This window comes from Nitrospira sp., assembly GCA_035968315.1.
In the GTDB taxonomy this organism is placed as follows: domain Bacteria; phylum Nitrospirota; class Nitrospiria; order Nitrospirales; family Nitrospiraceae; genus Nitrospira_D.
The window spans coordinates 251518-271088 of sequence record JAVYIN010000002.1 but is presented as its reverse complement, the minus strand read 5'-3'; the positions used below and the strand labels follow the sequence as shown (position 1 = coordinate 271088).

17 protein-coding genes and 1 tRNA gene are annotated in these 19571 nt (G+C 61.1%); 13 read left to right on the top strand and 5 right to left on the bottom strand.

The genetic code is table 11. The features are described 5' to 3' along the window. Positions 1-3: 3 nt before the first annotated feature. The gene (gene ubiA / locus RI101_01605; protein ID MEC4888729.1) at positions 4-897 is read right to left on the bottom strand and encodes a 4-hydroxybenzoate octaprenyltransferase; all 894 of its coding nucleotides are present in this window, start codon (positions 895-897) and stop codon (positions 4-6) included. A 113-nt stretch (positions 898-1010) separates the two neighbouring features. Here ubiA and RI101_01600 point away from each other — a divergent pair, with 113 nt between their 5' ends. The 5 genes from RI101_01600 (at position 1011) to RI101_01580 (ending at position 7421) form a co-directional block, all read left to right on the top strand. After that, positions 1011-3077, top strand: coding sequence for a hypothetical protein (locus RI101_01600; GenBank protein MEC4888728.1), 2067 nt, complete (start codon positions 1011-1013; stop codon positions 3075-3077). A 128-nt stretch (positions 3078-3205) separates the two neighbouring features. Next, positions 3206-3281, top strand: a tRNA-Thr gene (locus RI101_01595). A gap of 31 nt (positions 3282-3312) precedes the next feature. Next, on the top strand, positions 3313-3633 hold the full coding sequence (locus RI101_01590) for a hypothetical protein (protein ID MEC4888727.1): 321 nt from the start codon (positions 3313-3315) through the stop codon (positions 3631-3633). A gap of 130 nt (positions 3634-3763) precedes the next feature. Then, on the top strand, positions 3764-6832 hold the full coding sequence (locus tag RI101_01585; protein MEC4888726.1) for a CusA/CzcA family heavy metal efflux RND transporter: 3069 nt from the start codon (positions 3764-3766) through the stop codon (positions 6830-6832). A 97-nt stretch (positions 6833-6929) separates the two neighbouring features. Continuing rightward, positions 6930-7421: a thermonuclease family protein gene (locus RI101_01580; GenBank protein MEC4888725.1), complete on the top strand. Its 492-nt coding sequence runs from the start codon at positions 6930-6932 to the stop codon at positions 7419-7421. A gap of 18 nt (positions 7422-7439) precedes the next feature. On the opposite strand, the gene RI101_01575 is transcribed toward RI101_01580, so the two are convergent. The 3 genes from RI101_01575 to RI101_01565 form a co-directional block, all read right to left on the bottom strand. Next, entirely contained in the window at positions 7440-8048 is a 609-nt protein-coding gene (locus RI101_01575; protein MEC4888724.1) for a class GN sortase, read from the bottom strand. Continuing rightward, positions 8045-10129 (bottom strand): marine proteobacterial sortase target protein, encoded by a 2085-nt coding sequence (locus tag RI101_01570; GenBank protein MEC4888723.1) that lies wholly within the window; start codon positions 10127-10129, stop codon positions 8045-8047. Before RI101_01570 ends, RI101_01575 begins: the two co-directional genes overlap by 4 nt. 89 nt (positions 10130-10218) lie before the next feature. Then, positions 10219-11022: an OmpA family protein gene (locus RI101_01565; GenBank protein ID MEC4888722.1), complete on the bottom strand. Its 804-nt coding sequence runs from the start codon at positions 11020-11022 to the stop codon at positions 10219-10221. A gap of 575 nt (positions 11023-11597) precedes the next feature. Here RI101_01565 and RI101_01560 point away from each other — a divergent pair. The 8 genes from RI101_01560 (at position 11598) to RI101_01525 (ending at position 16927) form a co-directional block, all read left to right on the top strand. Then, on the top strand, positions 11598-12314 hold the full coding sequence (locus RI101_01560; GenBank protein MEC4888721.1) for a hypothetical protein: 717 nt from the start codon (positions 11598-11600) through the stop codon (positions 12312-12314). A 130-nt stretch (positions 12315-12444) separates the two neighbouring features. Continuing rightward, positions 12445-13230 carry a hypothetical protein gene (locus RI101_01555; protein ID MEC4888720.1) on the top strand — a complete coding sequence of 262 codons (786 nt, stop codon included), beginning with the start codon at positions 12445-12447 and terminating at the stop codon, positions 13228-13230. Positions 13231-13393: 163 nt separating this feature from the next. After that, positions 13394-13888 carry a hypothetical protein gene (locus RI101_01550; protein ID MEC4888719.1) on the top strand — a complete coding sequence of 165 codons (495 nt, stop codon included), beginning with the start codon at positions 13394-13396 and terminating at the stop codon, positions 13886-13888. A gap of 189 nt (positions 13889-14077) precedes the next feature. Further along, the gene (locus RI101_01545) at positions 14078-14425 is read left to right on the top strand and encodes a winged helix-turn-helix domain-containing protein (protein MEC4888718.1); all 348 of its coding nucleotides are present in this window, start codon (positions 14078-14080) and stop codon (positions 14423-14425) included. 74 nt (positions 14426-14499) lie between these two features. Beyond that, entirely contained in the window at positions 14500-14943 is a 444-nt protein-coding gene (locus RI101_01540) for a hypothetical protein (protein MEC4888717.1), read from the top strand. Between the two features lie 95 nt (positions 14944-15038). After that, positions 15039-15629 carry a methyltransferase domain-containing protein gene (locus RI101_01535; protein ID MEC4888716.1) on the top strand — a complete coding sequence of 197 codons (591 nt, stop codon included), beginning with the start codon at positions 15039-15041 and terminating at the stop codon, positions 15627-15629. Between the two features lie 58 nt (positions 15630-15687). Then, the gene (locus tag RI101_01530; GenBank protein ID MEC4888715.1) at positions 15688-16194 is read left to right on the top strand and encodes an NUDIX domain-containing protein; all 507 of its coding nucleotides are present in this window, start codon (positions 15688-15690) and stop codon (positions 16192-16194) included. Positions 16195-16444: 250 nt separating this feature from the next. Continuing rightward, a complete protein-coding gene (locus RI101_01525) occupies positions 16445-16927 on the top strand; it encodes a hypothetical protein (protein ID MEC4888714.1) in 483 nt (160 codons plus the stop codon). Here the strand turns inward: RI101_01525 and RI101_01520 are convergent. Next, complete coding sequence (locus RI101_01520) at positions 16924-19563, bottom strand: sigma 54-interacting transcriptional regulator (protein MEC4888713.1); 2640 nt, start codon at positions 19561-19563, stop codon at positions 16924-16926. The genes RI101_01525 and RI101_01520 overlap by 4 nt on opposite strands. Positions 19564-19571 lie beyond the last annotated feature (8 nt).

Sequence of the window (19571 nt, the reverse complement as noted above, 5' to 3'; positions counted from 1 at the left end):
TCGTTATAAAAGAAAACCTGCGATGAGGCCGGCCAGAATGAACAGGCCGGCCCATACGTGGGCTTGAAACATCAGACGGGCGTCAGACGGGCTGACCACGCCTCGCAGGGTGCGAACTTGCGAAGCAAAAAACAGCCCCACGCCGCACAGGGCCAGATAATACATCCCGCCGATATCGGTCAGTCGTCCTGAGACTCCCAGCAGAATCAGCATGAGGCTCAGGGCCACGCCAACCGCCATCCACGTCGACGATCCAAAGAATAGCGCGGCTGATTTCACCCCGATCCGGCGGTCATCGTCACGGTCTTGGAGCGCATAGATCGTATCGTAGGCAATGGCCCAGGCAATAGTCGCCGCAAAGAGAAGCCACGCAGGCGTGTCAAGCGTCCCGCGTGACGCGGCCCAAGCCATGATGGCGCCCCACCCGAAGGCGATGCCCAGCACCGCCTGCGGAATGTGAATGACCCGTTTGCAGAATGGGTACAAGGCCGACAACAGCACGGCGATGGGGGCAAGCCAGCGAGTCAGGCCGTTCAGGAACAGCAAGAGGCCCCCGGCGGCGACCAATAGGATCACCAGCAGGACCACGGCTTGTGCCGGACGGAGTTCTCCTGAGGCCAGCGGCCTGGTCTTGGTGCGAGTCACATGGCGATCGAACGAGCGATCGGCCAGATCGTTCAGAATGACGCCGGCACTGCGCATGAGAAACGAGCCGGCGAGAAAGATCGCGAAGAGCCGGCCGGAAGGCAGGCCCCGTTCCGCGAGCGCCAGCGACCAGAGTGAGGGCAGCGCCAGCAACAGGGTCCCGGTCTGATTCCGCAGGCGGATCAGCCGGAATAGAGCGGACCAGGGCATCCCTTGCGGGCGAGCATGAGGCGGAACCGCGCGATCATCCATCGGAAGAACCTTAGCTCAGCCGGCTGGCGAAAAACAATTCAGGCGATCACCAGCGGGGCGTGGGCCATCGGCTGGTTCGGTTGTGGAAGCCTGGCGGAGTTCGTTATAACGACATGATGCGACGATCATTTCAGCAATCGATCCGATTCGGACCTCTCCGCAGCTGGCTCGGAAGCCTGCTGGCCGGAGTGTTGGTGCTGTCACTGGCCGGATGCGCCTGGTTCACCAGCGGGCGCAGTTCGTCCGCCACGCTTCCCTACTCCTTGACTCCCGCCCTGCGGTTCCATCCCGCCATGATGGAGGCCGGAGGAACCTATCAGAACGCCTGCGGTGAATCGCGGACAATCGCCATGGGCAGGCCGCTGGCTTCGGCGGTTCAACAGAAACTCGGGCGTGTGTTTCAACGCATGATGCCGGCGGCTTCCTCTCCGGCGGATGGGGTGATCGAAGCCGCTCTGGTGAGCCAGCGCATCGAGCTCGCGATCCCACGAAAAGGAGAGGCGGTCTACCCCGCGACCGTGACCATCGGCCTCGATCTGGCCTATGTCGCCGCTGATGGCAAAACCCTGTTCTCGAAAACCATTGAACGGACCGGGCGTGGCACGGTGGCGGTGCACGATCCGTCTTGTGAGGTCATCGGGCTGGATGCGATCGTCAATGAGGCCGCCAATCTCGTGACGGAGGCGGTCATCAAGCCGCTTGCGGAGTCTCGGCCAGTGCGTGAGGTGGCCTCGGCCAAGCTGAGTGGGGCCTCGCCGGACACGAGTACGGCTGCGACTCCGCCGGCTGTGCCGCAGGGCCAGCCAGGCGGCCTGTCTCGTGAGGAACGGCCGGACCTCAGTTCACCTCCTGTTCAAAGCGTACCACCTCAGGCGAGTCCGTCCACGTCATCCGGTTCCATGGATCTCCCGCCAGCCTCATTGACCTTCCGGGCGATCATGCGGGATGAGAGCCGGGATCAACTGCTCCAGGCGGACGAGCCATTGACCATCGAGATTGAAATTAAGAATGACGGGCCCTCGGAGGCCAGAGGGGTTGAAGTGCTGGTCGGGGGAACGGATCAATTGATCGCCCAACTGCCTCCTGCCATTGCCGTGGGCACGGTGCAGCCGGGAGAAATCAAGCGAACCACGATCACGAAACCGGTGGCGGGGGTTACGGAACCGCTGCGCGGGGAAGTGTTGTTGAGTTTGCGCGCCGGCAGTCCGCTGGCCCAGGTGCCGCCGGCAAAGAAATTTACCGTGCTGGTAAAGCCGGGAGGCGTGGCCGAGGGGCAAGCCCTCATCGATGTGGAGCAGCCGCCGAAACCGGCGGCGGCCGTCAAGCAGCCGAAAGCGTTGGTGCTGGCGATCGGCGTGGGCCATTTCCGGGATGAGCTGGTGCCGCCGCTCAAATATGCCGGCCGCGATGCCGATGTCATGGCCGCCTATCTGCAGGCCATCACCGGCGTGGGAAACGATCGGGTGCGGGTCCTGCGCGATGGCCGGGCGTTGAAACAGGATCTCACGGAGGCATTCGAGGAGTGGCTGCCGGCGCACGCCGAGGCCAATACGGTCGTCTATGTGTTTTTTGCCGGCCGTGCGCTGGTGGATGGCGCAACCGGAGCGGTCTCGCTGGTGCCGTATGACGGGTCCACTTCATCTGTGGGGCGGCTGTATGCGGTCAGCCGGATTCAGGAATCCTTAGCGCGGCTGGCGTTGCAGCGGGCCATTCTCATGTTCGATGTGTCGGTGGAGCCGGCGCCTGGCACCGATCCCAAGGCCAGCGCGGCTCCCGTGTGGGCTGCCGGTCTGTCAGATCCGAGTGCCAGGATGATGTGGATGATCGGGAACAACGCACTCCAAGAGGCCCATGATTATGAGCGGGCGCGGCACGGACTCTTTACCTATCAGTTGCTCAAGGGCCTGCAAGGGCTGGCCGATCTCGACCGGGACGGCACGGTGGTGGCGGGCGAGCTCTGTGCCTATGCGCGTGGAGAAGTCAGCCGCGCGGCACACGAGCAATTCGGCAATGGGCAGGAGCCGTTGTGCGCGCCGGGGCCGGGAGTCGGCGCGATGGTCCGGATCCAGCCGATGGCCAAAGGCCACAATCCCAAGCCCCCCACGCCGGTGAAGAAGGAAGGCCCTGGTTCCACCGGGTCTCCGAATGCGCCGGCGTCGGGAATCGGCCCGGGTTCATGAAAAATATGGGGGTGATGGTCATTGTGGCGTTCCTGCGTTGACAGGCCGCGCCGTGGGCCGTTATCATGGCCCCCTGAAATGTCGATCGGCCTCGGACAGGTCCGATCCCCCTCCATCAGCGCCAGGATGCCGACGTAGCTCAGTTGGTAGAGCAGCTGTTTCGTAAACAGCAGGTCGCCCGTTCAATCCGGGTCGTCGGCTCCATAACTAGTCAGAATCCTCTTGGTGGATTCGTATGTTGATCGGCAGTACCATCCCCAAACAGCTTGTGGTGATCCTGTCCGTCTGGCTGCTCATGACCGGAATGGCCCTGCTCGACGTCGTGGATTTGAGCGACGAGTTCGCCTATCCCTGGGTGACGTGGGACCAGGCTATCGATCCAGAGCTGGAGGAGTCTGACGATGAGTTCAGCCCGGTGGCTGTAGCGGCATTCTTGCCTGCGCCATTGGGTGGGTATGTGTCCGTCGATTCCACCGTGAGAGCCCATTCACGTGGCCCGCTGGAAGCGCGTGAAAGCCGCCCCCTGTTTCAACAGCTCGCACAGTATCGCATCTGAGTTCTCTCTTTCCCTCACAACCATAGACATCGCATTGCGCGGCCTCAGAGCCTCCGTGCTTTCGAGCGGAGGCCGATGGGCCTGAGCGCGATGTCTCTACTCCAGTTTCAACGGGGAGGGGCAGGGGTTCATGATCGAAAAGATTATCGGTTTTGCGCTGACGCAGCGGGTGTTTGTGTGCGTGGCGGGCTTGGTGTTGCTGTTTGGCGGCCTCTATGCCTTTCACGTGCTGGACGTGGTCGCCTATCCCGATCCGTCTCCGCCGATGATCGAGGTCATTACCCAATATTCGGGGTGGTCTGCCGAGCAGATGGAGCGGGCCATCACGCTGCCGATCGAAATCGCCTTGCAAGGCATGCCGGGGCTGACCGATATTCGCTCGCTCTCCATCTTCGGCCTCAGCGATATCAAAGTCTATTTTGACTTCGGCACGGACTATTTCCGGGACCGGCAGGAGGTGTTGAACCGGTTGCAGAGCCTCACGCTTCCGCAGAATGCCCAGCCGGCGATTTCCCCCTGGTCCGCGATTGCCGAGATCTTTCGGTATGAAGTGACGGGGCCGGGCAAGAGCCTCACCGAGCTCAAGACCATCCAGGACTGGCAGATCCGCCGTGAGTTCAAGCGCGTGCCGGGCGTCATCGATGTGAGCACCTACGGAGGGACCACGAAGGAATACCACGTCGATCTGGACCCGGGAGCGCTCCTCGGATTCAACGTCTCCTTAGATCAGATCATGCAGGCCCTCGCGCAGAACAACACCGATGTGGGGGGCAATTACCTCACCATGGGATCCCAGAGCTTCAATGTCCGCGGGATGGGCCTGATGCGCGACCTCGACGACATCGCCGACACCGTCGTGGCGGAGAAAGACGGGACGCCGATCTTTGTGCGGAACCTCGGGCAGACCAGCGTGGGCTACCGGGTGCGGCTCGGCAAAGTCGGCATCAATGAGCGGGACGACGTTGTGGAGGGGGTCGTCTTGCTGCAACGGGGTGAAAAAGCGCTCCCGGTGTTGGAGCGCGTGCACCAGAAGATGCAGGAGTTGAATGAGCGCCGGTTGCCGAGCGGCGTCACGCTCACCACGTTCTACGACCGCACCGTGCTGATTCATACGACGATCGAGACGGTCATCGACGTGCTCATCGCCGGCGTGCTGCTGGTCTCCGTCATTCTCTATGTGTTCATCGGACACCTGCGCACCGCTGTGATCGTGGCGCTGACCGTGCCGGTCGCATTGCTGTTCACCTTTTGCATTATGGTGCTGCGGGGAGACTCGGCAAACCTGATTTCGCTGGGGGCCATCGACTTCGGCATCATCGTCGATTCCACGCTCATCATGGTGGAGAGCATTTTCTATCACATCTCGCATAGGCGGGCGCCGGGGCTCACCGTGCCGATGCACGTGATGCGGGCGGCGCGCGAAGTGGGTCGGCCGATCTTCTTCGCCACGACGATCATCGTGGTGGCGTTCCTGCCGCTCTTCACCATGACCGGCGTGCCCGGAAAGGTCTTCGCGCCCATGTCTCTGACCTATGGGCTGGCGCTGACCGGGGCGTTGATGATGGCCTTCACCCTGGCCCCGGCGCTCTGCATCTTGCTGATCACGGACAAGGTGGAAGAGCGGGACACGGCCATCGTCGGATGGATCAAGCGCCACTATCTCATCGCGCTGCGGTGGGCGCTGGGCCACGAATGGCTGGTGATCGGAGGGGCCGTGGCGGCGCTGGCGGTGGCCATTGGGATGGTGCCGTTCATCGGGGGTGAGTTCATGCCGGCCCTGGAAGAAGGCAATATCTGGATGCGGGCCACCATGCCGGTCGATATCTCCTTCGAACAGGCCGCGCAGCTGGCGACGGACGTGCGGACGATTTTCCGCAAATATCCTGAAGTCATCGATGTGGCCTCGCAGTTGGGCCGCCCCGACGACGGCACCGATCCGACCAGTTTTTTCAATGCCGAGTTTCTCGTCACCCTCAAACCGTTCAAGGAATGGCGGGCCAGCGTGCCGACCAAACACCATTTGATTGCGGAGATTGAAAAGGAATTGGCGGAGATTCCCGGTGTGAATTTCAACTTCTCGCAAGCCATTCAAGACAATGTGCAGGAAGCCATGTCGGGCGTCAAAGGCGAGAACGCGATCAAACTGTACGGGCATGATTTGCGTCAATTGGAGGCCGAAGCCGCCCGGATCGAGCAGGTGATGAAGCAGGTGCCAGGGGTCAAGGATCTGGGGGTGTTCCATCTCATGGGGCAGCCGAACCTGATCATCGAAGTCGATCGGAAAGAATGCGCGCGCTACGGCTTGCAGGTCGGCGATGTGAACGACGTCATTCAGGCGGCGATCGGCGGCCAGGCTGTGACGCAGGTGTATGAAGGAGAAAAGTGGTTCGATCTCGTCGTGCGGTTTCTGCCGGAATACCGGCAGGACATCGATGCCATCGGCCACATCCAGATCAGCACGCCCGACGGAGCCCGCATTCCGATCAAGCAACTGGCGACCGTGTCGGAGCAGACGGGCGCCTTCATCGTGTACCGGGAGAATAACGAGCGCTACATTCCGATCAAGTTCAGCGTGCGCGGGCGCGACCTCGAAAGCACGGTGATGGACGCGCAGCGCAAAATCGCGGAGCAGGTGACCTTGCCGGAAGGCTTCCGCACGGAATGGCATGGCGAATATGATCAATTGCAGGAAGAGAAAATGCGGCTGGCGAAGATTGTGCCGGTGACGCTGGTGCTGATCTTTCTGCTCGTTTATTTCGTGCTGCACTCGCTGCGCGATGCGGCCTTGGTCTTGTTCGCCGTGCCGTTTTCGCTGGTGGGCGGGATTTGGGCCCTCGCGCTGACGGGCACGCATTTCAGCATCTCCGCCGCAGTGGGATTTATTTCGCTGTTCGGCGTGGCGGTGCAGGGCGCGCTGATCTTGATCAGCCGGATTCAAGATCTCGTGCGGGAAGGCCACGACATGGAGTCGGCCATCATGAAGAGCGCCGAAGTGCGGATGCGGCCCGTGGTGATGACGTCGCTGGCCGCCGCCATCGGACTCTTGCCGGCTGCAGTGGCGACGGGCATCGGCTCGCAGTCGCAGCAGCCGTTGGCCCGTGTCGTCGTGGGCGGCATGCTGACCTCAGCTGTGTTGATTCTGGTGGTCTTGCCGATTCTGTATCGCGTGCTGCATCGGCGCTCGCAGGAAGAGACTTGACGGCTGCCGAAAGGCGGGCACGTGGAGCCCGGAATTCAGCCCGCGCAAATGGCGAGATTCGCTTGGCCTGGCGGCCCTCTCGGGCTAGCATAGAGGCATGATATGGAAACTCTTCACGATGGCCGTGTGTGCGTTGGTCGTCCTGGCGTTGCGTCCGATGGAGGCGCGCGCGGACTTTCCCGCCCGGGTGGTGGCCGTACATGAAGGCGATCGGTTGCTGATCTACCACGACGGCAAGAGAGACACGATCTATCTGCAAGATATCGATTGCCCGGAGCTCAAGCAGCCGCAGGGGGTGCGGGCGAAGCATGCGACGCAGGCCTATGTCGGAGGCCGTGAAGTGATTGTGCGGAACCTGCGGCGCGGCGCACAGGGCCGCACCACCGCTGAGATCATCTTGCCCAACGGGCGCAATCTTGGCCATGAGCTGCTGAAGGAAGGCCTGGCCTGGTGGCGTTCATTCGATTCGAAGGACCGCAGCCTGGGCGAGGTCCAAGCGCTGGTGCAAGCCGAACACAAAGGCCTCTGGGCCGACCCCAATCCCGTTCCACCCTGGAAGTGGAAAGAAGCGAAGAAAACCCGCAAGTAGCGGGGCCTGCCGCCGTGTTCAGCCGTCCTGCTCCTCCTGATTCCCCTCATCTTCGGCGATCACCACATACCGCCATGGCGTGCCCGGTATCAGGCTGTCGAATGGATAGCAGGTCACCAGGGCCAAATGGTGTCCCCCGTGTCGTAAGGGAATGCCATCCCGCGTCACATGAGCGATGCGCCGGTTGCGCACACGATAGCTCCGGTGCCCGCCATCGGCGGATTGCAGCGTGAGCCGGTCTCCGGGCTGCAGATCTTTCAGGAAACTGAAATGCGTATCCCGATGGCCGGTCAGGATCGTCGTACCGGGTGTTCCCGGTTGCGCGCTCGATTCGGCATAGCCTGGGCCGAAGGCCAGCGTGCGGCCATAGGCTCCGTTCAGCACGATCATGTCGATGCCGAGAGTCGGAACGGTGAGCCTCGCCACCGGCCAGGTGTCGGCCCAGGGCCAGGGCTGTGCCTGTTTCTCGCCCGCCAGCGTGCGGGTCCAGGCCCGCTGCAGCAAATGCTGCGCGAGCCTGGCCTTCGCATAGATCCACGATCCTTCCCCGAGCTGCCACAAGCCGATGGCGAGGAGGCACACCGTCAGCACAGTCAGCATGCGGGGTGTAGACAAGATCGGGTTCATGCGACTCGTACCCGCAGGGCATAGGCCATCCAAGCCGCCAGCAGTGCGGCAAGTCCCAGAGCAATCTGGATCGGCCCGCTCGTGGCCGTCTGAGGCAGGCCGAAGATGGCTTGAGCGTGCTGGCCATCGGGCAGATTCGTCTTCATCGCGTGGGGATGCAGCGGCTGGTTCGCTGGCCGAACCGGCGTGACATCAACCGCGACGAGGCTGGTGTATGGGCTGACGAGGTGGTGGGCCAATGCCACATTGAGGACGGCCTGCCTCGTCGCGGTCTCATCCTGGCCGTAGCGTTGCTGATCCATCAGTGCGGCGATCTTCTGTCTCGCCCAGTAGACGGAGAGGCCCTCACGAGCTTCGTGATCCTTGAGTGGGATCGACGTTGTCCAGGGAGCGGACCCGATCATGCCGCGAATGGTGACCGTCTCAGGGAGAGAGGTACCTTTCAACACGACGACGACCGGCTCGCCCTCGTAGAGATCCGGAATGCGCGGGGGAAACATCTCGACCTGTCCGTCCAATCCCTCAATGTGCAGATCGGTCAGCGCCGGCCGTTCCAGCTTGCGGAAGATGGCATCCATCTGGGCCTGCACTTCGTTGGTGCTGCCGATATGGGTGAAGGTCCCGCGCCCGAACTCCGCCGCCTTCCGCATGAAGTGGCTGTTCGGCGCCGAGCCGATGCCGATGGTGAAGAGGCGGCTGGGGCCGAGCTGTGTGCGGATGATCTCGAACAGCTCGTCTTCATTGCCGACCTGCCCATCCGTCAGAAAGACCACCTGGCGCAGATGAGAGGCCGGTGCGCTGCCTTTCAAGGCCATCTTCAGGGCGGGCAGAATTTCCGTGCCGCCGTTGGCGGTCAGATGTTCGACATAGTGCACGGCCTTGCGGAGCGTCTGCGGAGTGACCGGCTGGGCCTGGGAAAACAGCACGTGAGTGACGCTGTTGAACTGGATTACGTTGAAGCGGTCCTGCGCCGTGAGGCGATGCAAGGCGAGGAGGAGCGCCGCCTTGGCCTGTTCGATCGAGGTGCCGGACATAGAACCGGAGGTGTCGATCACAAAGATGGTCTCGCGCGGGACGGAAGAGGCCGGTTGATTATGTCCAACCGGCGGCATGGCCATCAGGAAGGCATAGTGGTTGTCGCCCCGTTGTTCACGAAAGACGGAGAGGGTGGGCGCTTGTCCGGGAGCCGGTTTCCAGGTCAGCACGAAATCCCGATCAGCCGGGACGGTGTCTGCGCGGAGCGTGATATGTCGTCGGCCATCCGGCTCGGCGATCGTGAGAATTGCGTGCGAGGGCGACTCGATAGGGCCGAGAGGAAAGCCCGGCGCGAGGTCGATGGTGAGGCTCACCGGATTGATCGAGCCAGAGGCAGGATGCTGCACCGGCGGAGTAATTCGTGACGCGTCCGGCACGCGGTCTGTATCCAGCGACCAGCCGAGGCCTGGGGTCTGATCCTCCAGCACCACCGGTGTGCCGGGGATGTAGCGCGGGCCTACGACCATGGGGAACCGGAGCGAGAAGGCGCCCTGGTCGTAGCGGATGGTCTCCTGATATTCGATCTCGACCGAGATGCGCTCGCCGGGGCCGATGTTCGCAACGGAGGTGGTAAAGATGTTCGGGCGTTCCTGCTCGACGAGGCTGGCCCGCTTCCCTGCCTGCTTGGCCTGTTCGTAGACCTTCTTCGCGTCAGACTTTTCCTTGATCTGGCCTTCGATGATCCGTTCCCCGATCTTCATGCGGAGATGATCGACGGCGGCGGTCTCAGGAAGCGGGAACACATAGACGCCCTCGGCCCAGACGTCTGCCTCCAGGCTGGGGTTCAGAAACTCCTGCGTGACCGTGGCGCGGGCGATGAGTCCGGTCACGGAGAGGCGGACATCGGTGGTGAGGGTGGGCGCGGGAAGGAAGCGGCCCGGTTGAGCCGTCTTGAAGAGCAGTCTGCCGCCCTTCACATCATTCACCGAGATGGTGTGGCCGGTCTGCTCCGGTTCATTGCCGAATGCCGGAAGAAGCAACAGGGTGCCGGTACCCACCGAGAGGAACAGGGCGAGCGTGGTGCGGAGAAACAGGTGTTTGGTCATAGCATCCTCGTCTGATTCAGTAAGGGGGTGGATGGAGGCAGTCTGCGCGGGGCATGCGCCCCGCGCAGAATCTGTCCCCGGCCATGTCGTTAGCTGCCCGACGCCGGGTCAAACGTGGTGATGGCCGGATCGGACGAGGAGGGAGGCATGTTGCCGGTCGAGCCGTCGGCCTGGCCCGAGGCCTGCTGCTCGACGGACTGTTCAGCCGGATCGATCGCCGTTGTGGCGGCAACCGCCGGGATCACCAGATGTTCCTGGCCGATCTTGCGGATTTCCAGATGCACCCGCCGATTCAGGTGTTTGCAGAGATCGCTGTTGTCCACGCAAAGCACGCCCTCTTCTCCGAGGCTCACCACCTTCATCTGGTGCTCGGCTACTCCGGCCTTGAGCAGTTCGGCCTTCACCGTCTCAGCCCGCTTCAACCCCAGCTTCTTGTTGTAGCGTTCCGAGCCCTGCTGGTCGGTATAGCCCTGGATCAGCACGGCATAGTCCTGCTGCTGCTTCAGCAGCTCGCCCTGTGCCGAGAGCTGGGCCTTGGCCTCGTCCGTGAGGCCTTTGCGCCCCACTTCGAAGTAGATGTCGGAATGGATAATGTCCGGCGAGGGAGCCGCCGGGGCTGTGACTGGCAGGGAGGAGGTGGTCGAGGCTTCGGCCTGGGTCAAGGGGCTGGCCTTCTTGAGGAGCTCCGATACTGTGGCCGGTTCGACCTTCTCAGAGGGCGTTTTGATGGTCGTCGGTTCGTTCACCCCCGTATAGATCCAGGCGAGGGCGGACAACCCGGCAAGGGCGATCACCAGACTGGCGAGGATGACGATGTCCTTCGTCTCTTTCTGGGGTCCCATAACGGTGGGGGTGATGTTGCCTGACGAAACCTGGGATGGACCTTTTTGCATGATGGCTTCCTCCTTCATTCGTGAAACGTGAAAAGTAAAAGGTGAAACGTAATGGCGCATGATTCATTCGGCCCGAGCCCGTCATCACCTCCTTTCCGGCCTGCTGCGCCGCGTGCCGACGATTCTGTGCTTGAGCAACCGGAGTGCCGATGGGAAGGGGCGAAGGAATTGGGAAAGATATGAATGAAATTCAGGAGTTCAGAGAATGGCGTGTCTGATGAAACGATGCGGGGATGCTAGGCCCATCATGGGATGCGGGGATGGACCCGCAAGAGGGGGGAGGGGAGCCGCCAGGCCATCCTTCTTGCTCGCTGAGCCCCCACGATGAAACAATGGTCGCTCAATGCGGCGCAGTGAAGGACAGTCAAGCAGCTCCCTGGGAAAGAAGGTTCAGAGGGAACTATTTATAGGCTAAGGTCTTTAGAATAATCAGTTTGAGGATTCGGCTCTATCGCGGGGTGTTGGATACCTAATGGACTTTGACGTAGACTGGGTTGCCAGTGGTGTTGCTAGGTTCCCAATTCTTGCTGGGTTAAGGGAAGGCATTAAATAACTAAAGGCTTAGGGAGGCTTGGATGAAGTCATTGGAAGCCCTGTTGTGTGGCCTCGTAATCTTCTGTTCTGGTTGTGCCAGCTATGTCACCCCCGGCGGACCAGTCAACCTGGCAGCGATCAATCGATCTGATATTGCCGAAGCCGCTTCACGCAAACCCTCGCCGAATTTTCCCGCGCGCATTGCGATTGCGCGGGTTCAGGCACCCCAATACAAGTCCTACACCTCGGAGAGTTATAGCTATGGCCGATTTAGCGTTGTGACAACGCAGGAGCTGCTGAGCGACGGGCAAGTGGAGGGTATGTCGAAGTGGCCGTCTGTGGCAGGTGTGGCCCCCATTAATCGGTTGTTGCTTCCGCCCAATATGGATTCTATCGATGACCTAAGAGTTTCTGCCGCCAAGGTTCAAGCGGATATCCTGTTGATATACACGATCGACACATCATTTAGAGTCCAGGGTCGTGTTCATGCTCCATTGTCCTTGCTCTCTCTTGGAATGGTGCCGGATCGTGACGCTCACATTACGTCAACGGCATCTGCGCTTTTTACCGATGTCCGCACGGGGTTTGTTTACGGGTTATCGGAAGCCACAGCCAAATCCACGGGGCTGACTAATGCGTGGGGCTCCTCGAGCACTGTCGATCTGAAGCGCATAGAAGCCGAGCAGGAAGCGTTCAAGTTGCTCATCCCCCAGTTAGAAAAGACGTGGGCGGGGATTGCGAGGCAGTATGCGAAATAGTAACTTGCGATGAGGGCGGTAAGGGTGTCAGTGCATGATAGATAAGTGCGAAATCAAGAACTGCCCCAGCATGCCTTCCCCGGACATTCGCCAAAATCGGCGCAGACTGGTCAGTTAGTTGGTCATTTCAATGACTCGTCACCGCAGTTTCGAGGTTCAACTTGAAAACTTTAGAAGGGAGGCGATCATTGCTTCGCAGTACCTCTATGCTGAGTCGGCCATCCAACATGCTGCGTCAAGGTCAAGGAAACTGCTGAGCAGACTTAACAACACCCCCACATTCTGGCTTTCGTGCAGTGCGGCATTTCAATCTGCCGCCTACATTGCGCTGGGACGAGTATTCGACACAAATTCAAAGTACAACGTCACCGCATTGCTTGATGCGATGGAGAAAGACCTCGGTCTGTTTCAACGGGGCGCGCTTGCTTTTAGAAAACGAGACGGAAGAGAAACCAATCCTCCATGGCTTCTTGAATACTTGGACCGGGCCTACTATCCAACGATAAAAGACGTCAACCGTCTTCGAGGTATGGTCGAGAAATACCGCCTCGTGTATGAGCGGGCGATTAAGCCTGTCCGACACAAATATCTGGCTCATCGAGAGATAGAAGATCACGCTGACGTAAAAGCACTTTTTGCTCGTGGAACAGTGGGTGAGCTATGGCGCCTCACAACATTTCTGTGCCAGCTTCACGAGGTTCTCTGGCAACAACTTCATAACGGGCGCCGACCAGTATTTCGTTCTCTCCGTCACTCCATAAAGTCAATTTACGATGCGACAAACCATGGGACTTCACCCCAAGAACGAATGGTTGCCGACGTTAAGAATCTCATGCACCTTATTGAAACGGCGATGACCAACACCGCTCTTCATGTGTCGCCTCACAAACGGCCCGCTCCTGAACTTGGTCGATAAGACGGGGGAAATTAACGGGGACATTCTCCATTTCCGTCGTGGCGGAGAAGAAAATGGAGTGGGAATGTTTTCTTGATCGCCTCATGAGAAAAATAGAAAAGGCCTGATTCCTTCAATCCCTTTCGGCCTAACTAGTGTTGGGCCTTATGAGCACAGGTGTAGGGTGGGCAATCAATTACTGCCGCCGCACAAAGATCCGGCCGAACGAGGGTACCTGCGCTTCTTCTACCGGGATTGGCGCCCAACCCGATTCGGGAGATGGTGGACCAGGCTGTTTGCCTGGGTGTCGGGACTTGGGCTGACCCCGCGAATCCTGCTGACGTTGCAGGTGAAGGACCGAACCACTGGCGACCTCCACGACACCATCCTCGTTGGCGCCAGCTATCAAGGCCGGCGTTATCTCGTGTCGATGCTTGGGAATGGGTCGGAGTGGGTGCAGAATGTGCGTGCGGCTGGCGGACAGGCCTGTATCAAGCGCGGGCGGTCTCATCCGGTAAGGTTGGCGGAGATCCCGGCTGAGGGGCGCGCCCCGATCCTCAAAGCCTGGTGCCAGGTGGCGACGAGTGGCCGCGAGCACCTCCCAGTCTCACCCCAGGCGTCGGTTGCCGACTTTGAAGCCATCGCAGAGGACTACCCGGTATTCCGTATCGACGAATAGCGAAGATTAAAGAGGCCCTCCACTACGTCATCTCTGCCCCCCCCCGTTTCTCTCGCTTTGGATGATCATTCGGGCGTTATAAGGGGCAGTCCCCGTTGTTCCCTTGCGTGCTGGATGGATGGGCCGTGGTGTTGTCATCGTTGGCAACAGTGTGCGCATGCTGGTATATGTTTCAAACGAGGTGGAATTGTGAAAACCGTGACACTTGATGTTCGTGCCCCCGGCGAATCCATGGCAGAGTTTTCCCGTGCCTGGGCAACCGGCAAGGCGGAGAAATCCGCGCGCATTAGTTTTGCTTCCCCGGAGCTGCTGTGGAAGGTGCTCACGGCGAAGCGTTGGGAATTGCTCAAGGCCATGTGTGGGGCCGGGCCCATGTCTATTCGTGAAGCGGCCCGTCGTGTCGAGCGCGACGTCAAGGCCGTGCATAGCGATATCACGGCGCTCTTGAATGCCGGGGTGCTCGACCGCGTTGAGGATGGCCGGGTGATGTTCCCGTATGATGCGGTGAAGGTTGAGTTCCTGCTGCATGCCGCATAGACGCAGTGGCCGTGTGAGTACATATTCGAGGCGGGTGGATTGTTTCTGCATCTGCGAGAGGTCGGAGGGTGGCGATGGCGAGTGAGACGGCGAAGGAACGTGCCCGGCGCGTGTGGCGGGAATTGGGGTTTTTCTGCGGCAAGGACAAGGCGGCGAAGGAGTGGCGTGTGGCCGGATCGGTGGCGGGGTTGAGGACGTTTGCATCGCTCATACGGGACTATGCGTCAAACCCGGTGCATGATCGGTTGTCGGAATATATGCATCTGGGGCCGGCCACGAATCTGGAGGTGGGCACCTGGGAACAACCAGATATTACGGATCAGGGCATAGCTGGTTCGTTACCGGATTTGTTGAATCTCGCCGGGCTGATCGAGCTGAATGTGAAGGCCAATGTGGTGGGCCGCCGGATCGCCTTGCGCTCAAGTTACTCGCCCCTGGCCCCCTACGACCTGATTCTCGATGTGCGCGATGAGGCATTTGACCCTGCCTCTGCCGATCCCACCTGCAGTGAGGGCTGAGGAGGAACCAAGCTGGCGAGTATCCTGCGTAGCGCTGCTTGGGGAATGGCAGAGGGGCGGAGTCTTTGGATTGTTATAAGTTGACGGAAGGATCTATGGATCACATCGATTGGGATGAGAAGTATCAAAAGGGCGAGGCGTTCTGGGATAAGGGTGTGCCGGCGCCGGCGATGACGCAGTATCTTGCGCGTCAGACGGTGCGCGGGCGGGCACTGGTGCCGGGCTGCGGCCGCGGGCATGAGGTGGCGCTGGCGGTGGAGCATGGGCTGGATGCGACGGGGCTCGACATCGCGCCGACGGGGGTGGCGGAAGCGCGCGCGAAGTATCCCCATCTGGCGGAGCGCTTCGTGATCGGCAATGTATTCGATCCGCCGGAGGAGATGCGCGGCGTGTATGATGTGGTGCTGGAGCATACCTGCATGAGCGCGCTGCCTCCCACGCTGCGCGCGGACTACCGGCGCGGCATCGATCTGACGTTGCGGCCAGGAGGCCTGCTGATCGGAGTGTGGTTCATCAATCCGGCGCTCGATCCGGGCGAGGTGGGGCCGCCCTTCCCGTTCAGCGTGCCGGATCTGACGGCGCTCTTTTTAGACGGCTACGAAATCCTCGAAGACTATGTGCCGGATGTGGCCTTTCCCGGCCGCGAGGGCCGTGAGCGGGTGCGCGTGCTGCGGCGCGTGAGCTGATGAGGCAAGCCCGCGCGCAACGTGTTTCCAGAATAACCATCATCGGATAATCACCGGCATGCCCATTCCAGACTTCATTCAATCTCTTCGCGCCAAGGTCGGCACGGAGTTGCTGCAGGTTCCTACTGCGGCTGTCATGGCCCATGACAGCCAGGGCCGGCTCTTGCTCGTGCAGGATGCGAAGTCTGGATTATGGGGGCTGCCGAGCGGGATCATCGACCCGCATGAGTTGCCGTCAGATGCGGCGGTGCGGGAGACCTGGGAAGAGGCGGGGGTGTTCGTCGAGTTGACTGACATCCTTGGGGTTTTCGCGGGGGAGCACTTTTCTGCTGTCTACGACAATGGCGATCAGCTCGCCGTCGTCTCGACGGTCTTTGCAGCGCGGGTGATTCGTGGGACCCCTCGTGGTGATGACGAGGAGACCTCCGATGCGCGATTCTTCTCTCCCGCTGAAATCGACAGCCTGCCCTGTGCCCGCTATTTTCTCGTGATCCGCAACGCCGTCAGTCAGACCCCATCGCACGCCTACTTCAAGCCCGCCACCTGGCAGCCGCCTGTGGCCTAACCGTTTGCGTCCTGAAGCCTTGTCTTGACAAGAGGTACCTTGAGAGGTAACACTTACGCATGGGGAAGGTGCGTCGAGGCGGATATGTGTTCGTCACCTGGAAGGGCGATCACTCCCCCCGGCATGTCCACATCTACCGAGACGGTGTACTCATGGTGAAGTGGGATCTGGATCAGCGTCAGCCGATGGTCGGTAAGGCCACGAGACGAGTTCGTGCATTGATCGCAGAATTGGAGCGCGAGGGGGCACTATGAAAATCCAATCCGTGAGTCTGAATAATCGCAAGAAGGCGTTTGAGGTGAAGATCTCGAAGCAGACCTACCAGTTGCCGTACTCAAAGCTCGATTTGCGTCCCAGTGCCGCCGATCCAATTGCCCGGGTTTTCATCGATAAAGAACTCGGGAATGAGGGCTTTACCTATGTCTTGAAGTCCGGCAAGGAAGGGACGGTCCATAGCGAGCAGGTGTTGGAATATAATCAGGACCCTCACTATCTGCGGGATGGTGTGTTGTATAAGCTCACGGTTGAAGCGCAGAAGCGGGTCGAGGTGAGTGCGCTATCGAAACGCGAGATCATCCGTCGGTTGGGAACGTCGGCCACGCAGTTCTACCGGTTGCTCGATCAAACGAACTACAGCAAGTCTGTGGATCAACTCTTATCATTGCTGCATGTCCTGGATTGTGATGTGGAGCTCTTGGTGCGAGCCAAGGGGGTGTCTGGGAAAGCTGCTTAACGGAATGCCCGTCTGTTTCCCGTGAAGTGCTGCCGCACCAGCCTCTCCACCGCTTTGAAGTGGCGGTCGGGGAGGTTCTTGAAGCGCCGTTTGCAATCGGCGATGGCTTCGTCGGCGGTCTTGAAGGGGTCGATCACCGACAGCAGGTGGCTGTGGTAATCCATGAGCTTCAGTTCGACGGTTCGCAGGTGGCTTGGATCGCCTGCAATCGCGCTGGCTGCTTTCCCCTGGTCCCCATTGGTTTCGACCAGCGCCTGGAAGCAGAGCCCCTTCAATCGTTGCGTCACGGTGCTGCGGTCCCAGCCGAGGGTGTTGGCCGTGGCTTGCATGTCGAACCCCTGTTGCCGCAGGCAGTTCAGCACCGCCGCATCGCTGGCCGGATCGGGCAGCATCGGACTCTGTGTGGGGCGGCCTGTGGCGGGCGTGTTGTCGCTGCCGAGGCGCAAGGACTCTTTCGAGAGCAGCGGCCCGTCGTTCAAGGCGATGGCCTGTTCCAGGCAATGGCGGAGTTCCCGCACGTTGCCTTTCCATTCCTGTGCGGCGAGCGCCCGCATGGCCTCATTCGATAATTGGGGGACTGGCTTTCCCATCTGGCCGGCGATGTCCGCGAGGAAGATCTCTGCCAGCAGCGGCACATCGCCGGTCCGTTCGCGGAGCGGCGGGAGCCGGAACACGAGGCCGGTGAGTCTGAAATACAAATCTTCGCGGAACCAGCCTTCGGTGACGCCGCGCTGCAAATCGCGATTGGTCGCGGCGACGATGCGCACGTCCACCGTCGTCGGGGTGGTCGCGCCGACCCGGTAGAACGACTTTTCCTGGAGCACCCGCAGCAGCTTGCTCTGGTGATCCAGCCGGAGGTCGCCGATTTCATCCAAAAAGATCGTGCCGTGATTCGCCAGCTCGAAGTAGCCGCGCCGGTCCGCTGTGGCGCCGGTGAAACTGCCCTTGGTATGGCCGAAGAGTTCGCTCTCAAACAACTCGGGTGAAATGGCCGCCATGTTGACGGCGATGAAGGTCTTGCTCGTGCGGGGGCTCAGCCGGTGCACGGCACGGGCGAAGAGTTCTTTACCGGTGCCCGGTTCGCCGAGCAGCAGCACGGTCAGCGGCGACTTGGCCCCTTTCTTGAGATCCCGATACAGGCGCAGGAGACCGGCGTCCTGAGTCACGATGCCCAGGTGGCGGCATTCGTCGCGGCAGCGATCGAGTTCCACATCTGCGATCGTGGAGGAAGCGCTGGTGGCGGCGCGCAGGTTGTGCAGCTGCTGTTCAAGTTCCGCCAAGGTCCTGCGGGCGTCTTCTTCCGCCGCTTGGGCGTCGGCGAGTTGGGCGCGAAGAGTCTCGGCGGATCTGGCCAGTTCTGCCTGCTGTCCGGCGGAGTGGGTGATGGAGGCCTTGGCGGCGGCGAGATCTTCTTGCAGCGTGTCCGCGCGGGTTTCACGCAAGACCAGGGCTTCGCGCACGGCGGCGGCTTCTTGTTGCACCCGCAACATGTCTTGCTCCACCACCAGCAGCCGCTGGTGCGCGGTGAGGTGGCTCCAGATGGTTGTCCCTGCGAGGACGAGCGCGGCGGCTGTGACGGGCATGGCAAGGGGCAGCACCAGATGGGCCGCCACAAGTAAGAGGCCCAGGGAGCCGGCATAGACGGCGATGGCCGCCGCGGCAAGAAGCAGGTGGATAGCCCCGCGAAACTGCAGCAGGAGCCAGGCTGCCAGGCTGGCGACAAGCAGCGTCACCAGGAAGCGGCCGGTTGCGCCGACTTGGCAGAGGCGTTGATCGGTCAGCAGCATGTTCAAGACATGGAGATGGACGATCTGGCCGCTAACGCTGTGCCCTGTGGGCAAGAGCCAGTTGCCTCCCGTGAGCTGGTTCGGCAGAAACACGACCACCTTGCCGTTGAACCACTCGGTGAGTCGGGCGTTCTCGTGCTGCTCGATCGCGCCCCACACGGCTGACAGTGGCACAGTCGGGAAGGAGGCGAGCGTGCCGTTGCCGGCAAAATTGACCAAGAGCGATCCGGCCCCTATTGGGGAAGGACGGGGGCGTACCGGCGAGACCTGTTTTTGAAACGCATCGTAGAGCGCTATGCCGAAAGCCGGGACGGCTGATGGGTCATCGGGTGACGAAGCCAGCACAGTGCGTGCGACATGATCGGGATGGGCCGTGACTGAGAGCTGGGCGGCCAGGGCGGCATCCGACGCCAGGGCCGCGTCAGCGCTGTGCACCATGACCACGGGGGCGGCGCTGCTGAGGGCTTCCAGCAGCAAGGCATCGCTCGCGGCTCCGCCGCGCTGAGCCGGGCTGGCATGGTCGAGGCGATGGTCAAGGCCGAGAGCCAGGGCTCCGGCTTCGTGCGCGCTGGTCAGCAGGCGGGCGAGGATGGCCCGGTCCCAGGGGCCGGTGCCGAACTCCGCTTCGCTGGCAGGGTCGCGCGTGACGATGAGGAGGGAGGGGCTGACGGGGATGGGGGCGCGGCGGCTGAGCCAGAGATCGTAGGCGCTCCAGTCGAGGGTCGCAAATGTGGCCGGGGCAGCGGCCCACAGCCCGAAGGCCAGAAGGGTGGCGAGCGATCCCATGGCACCGGCTTGGAGCCAGGGAGAGCCGAGAAATTGTCGCCAGAGGCGTGCAGGGTCGAGCATGGTGAATG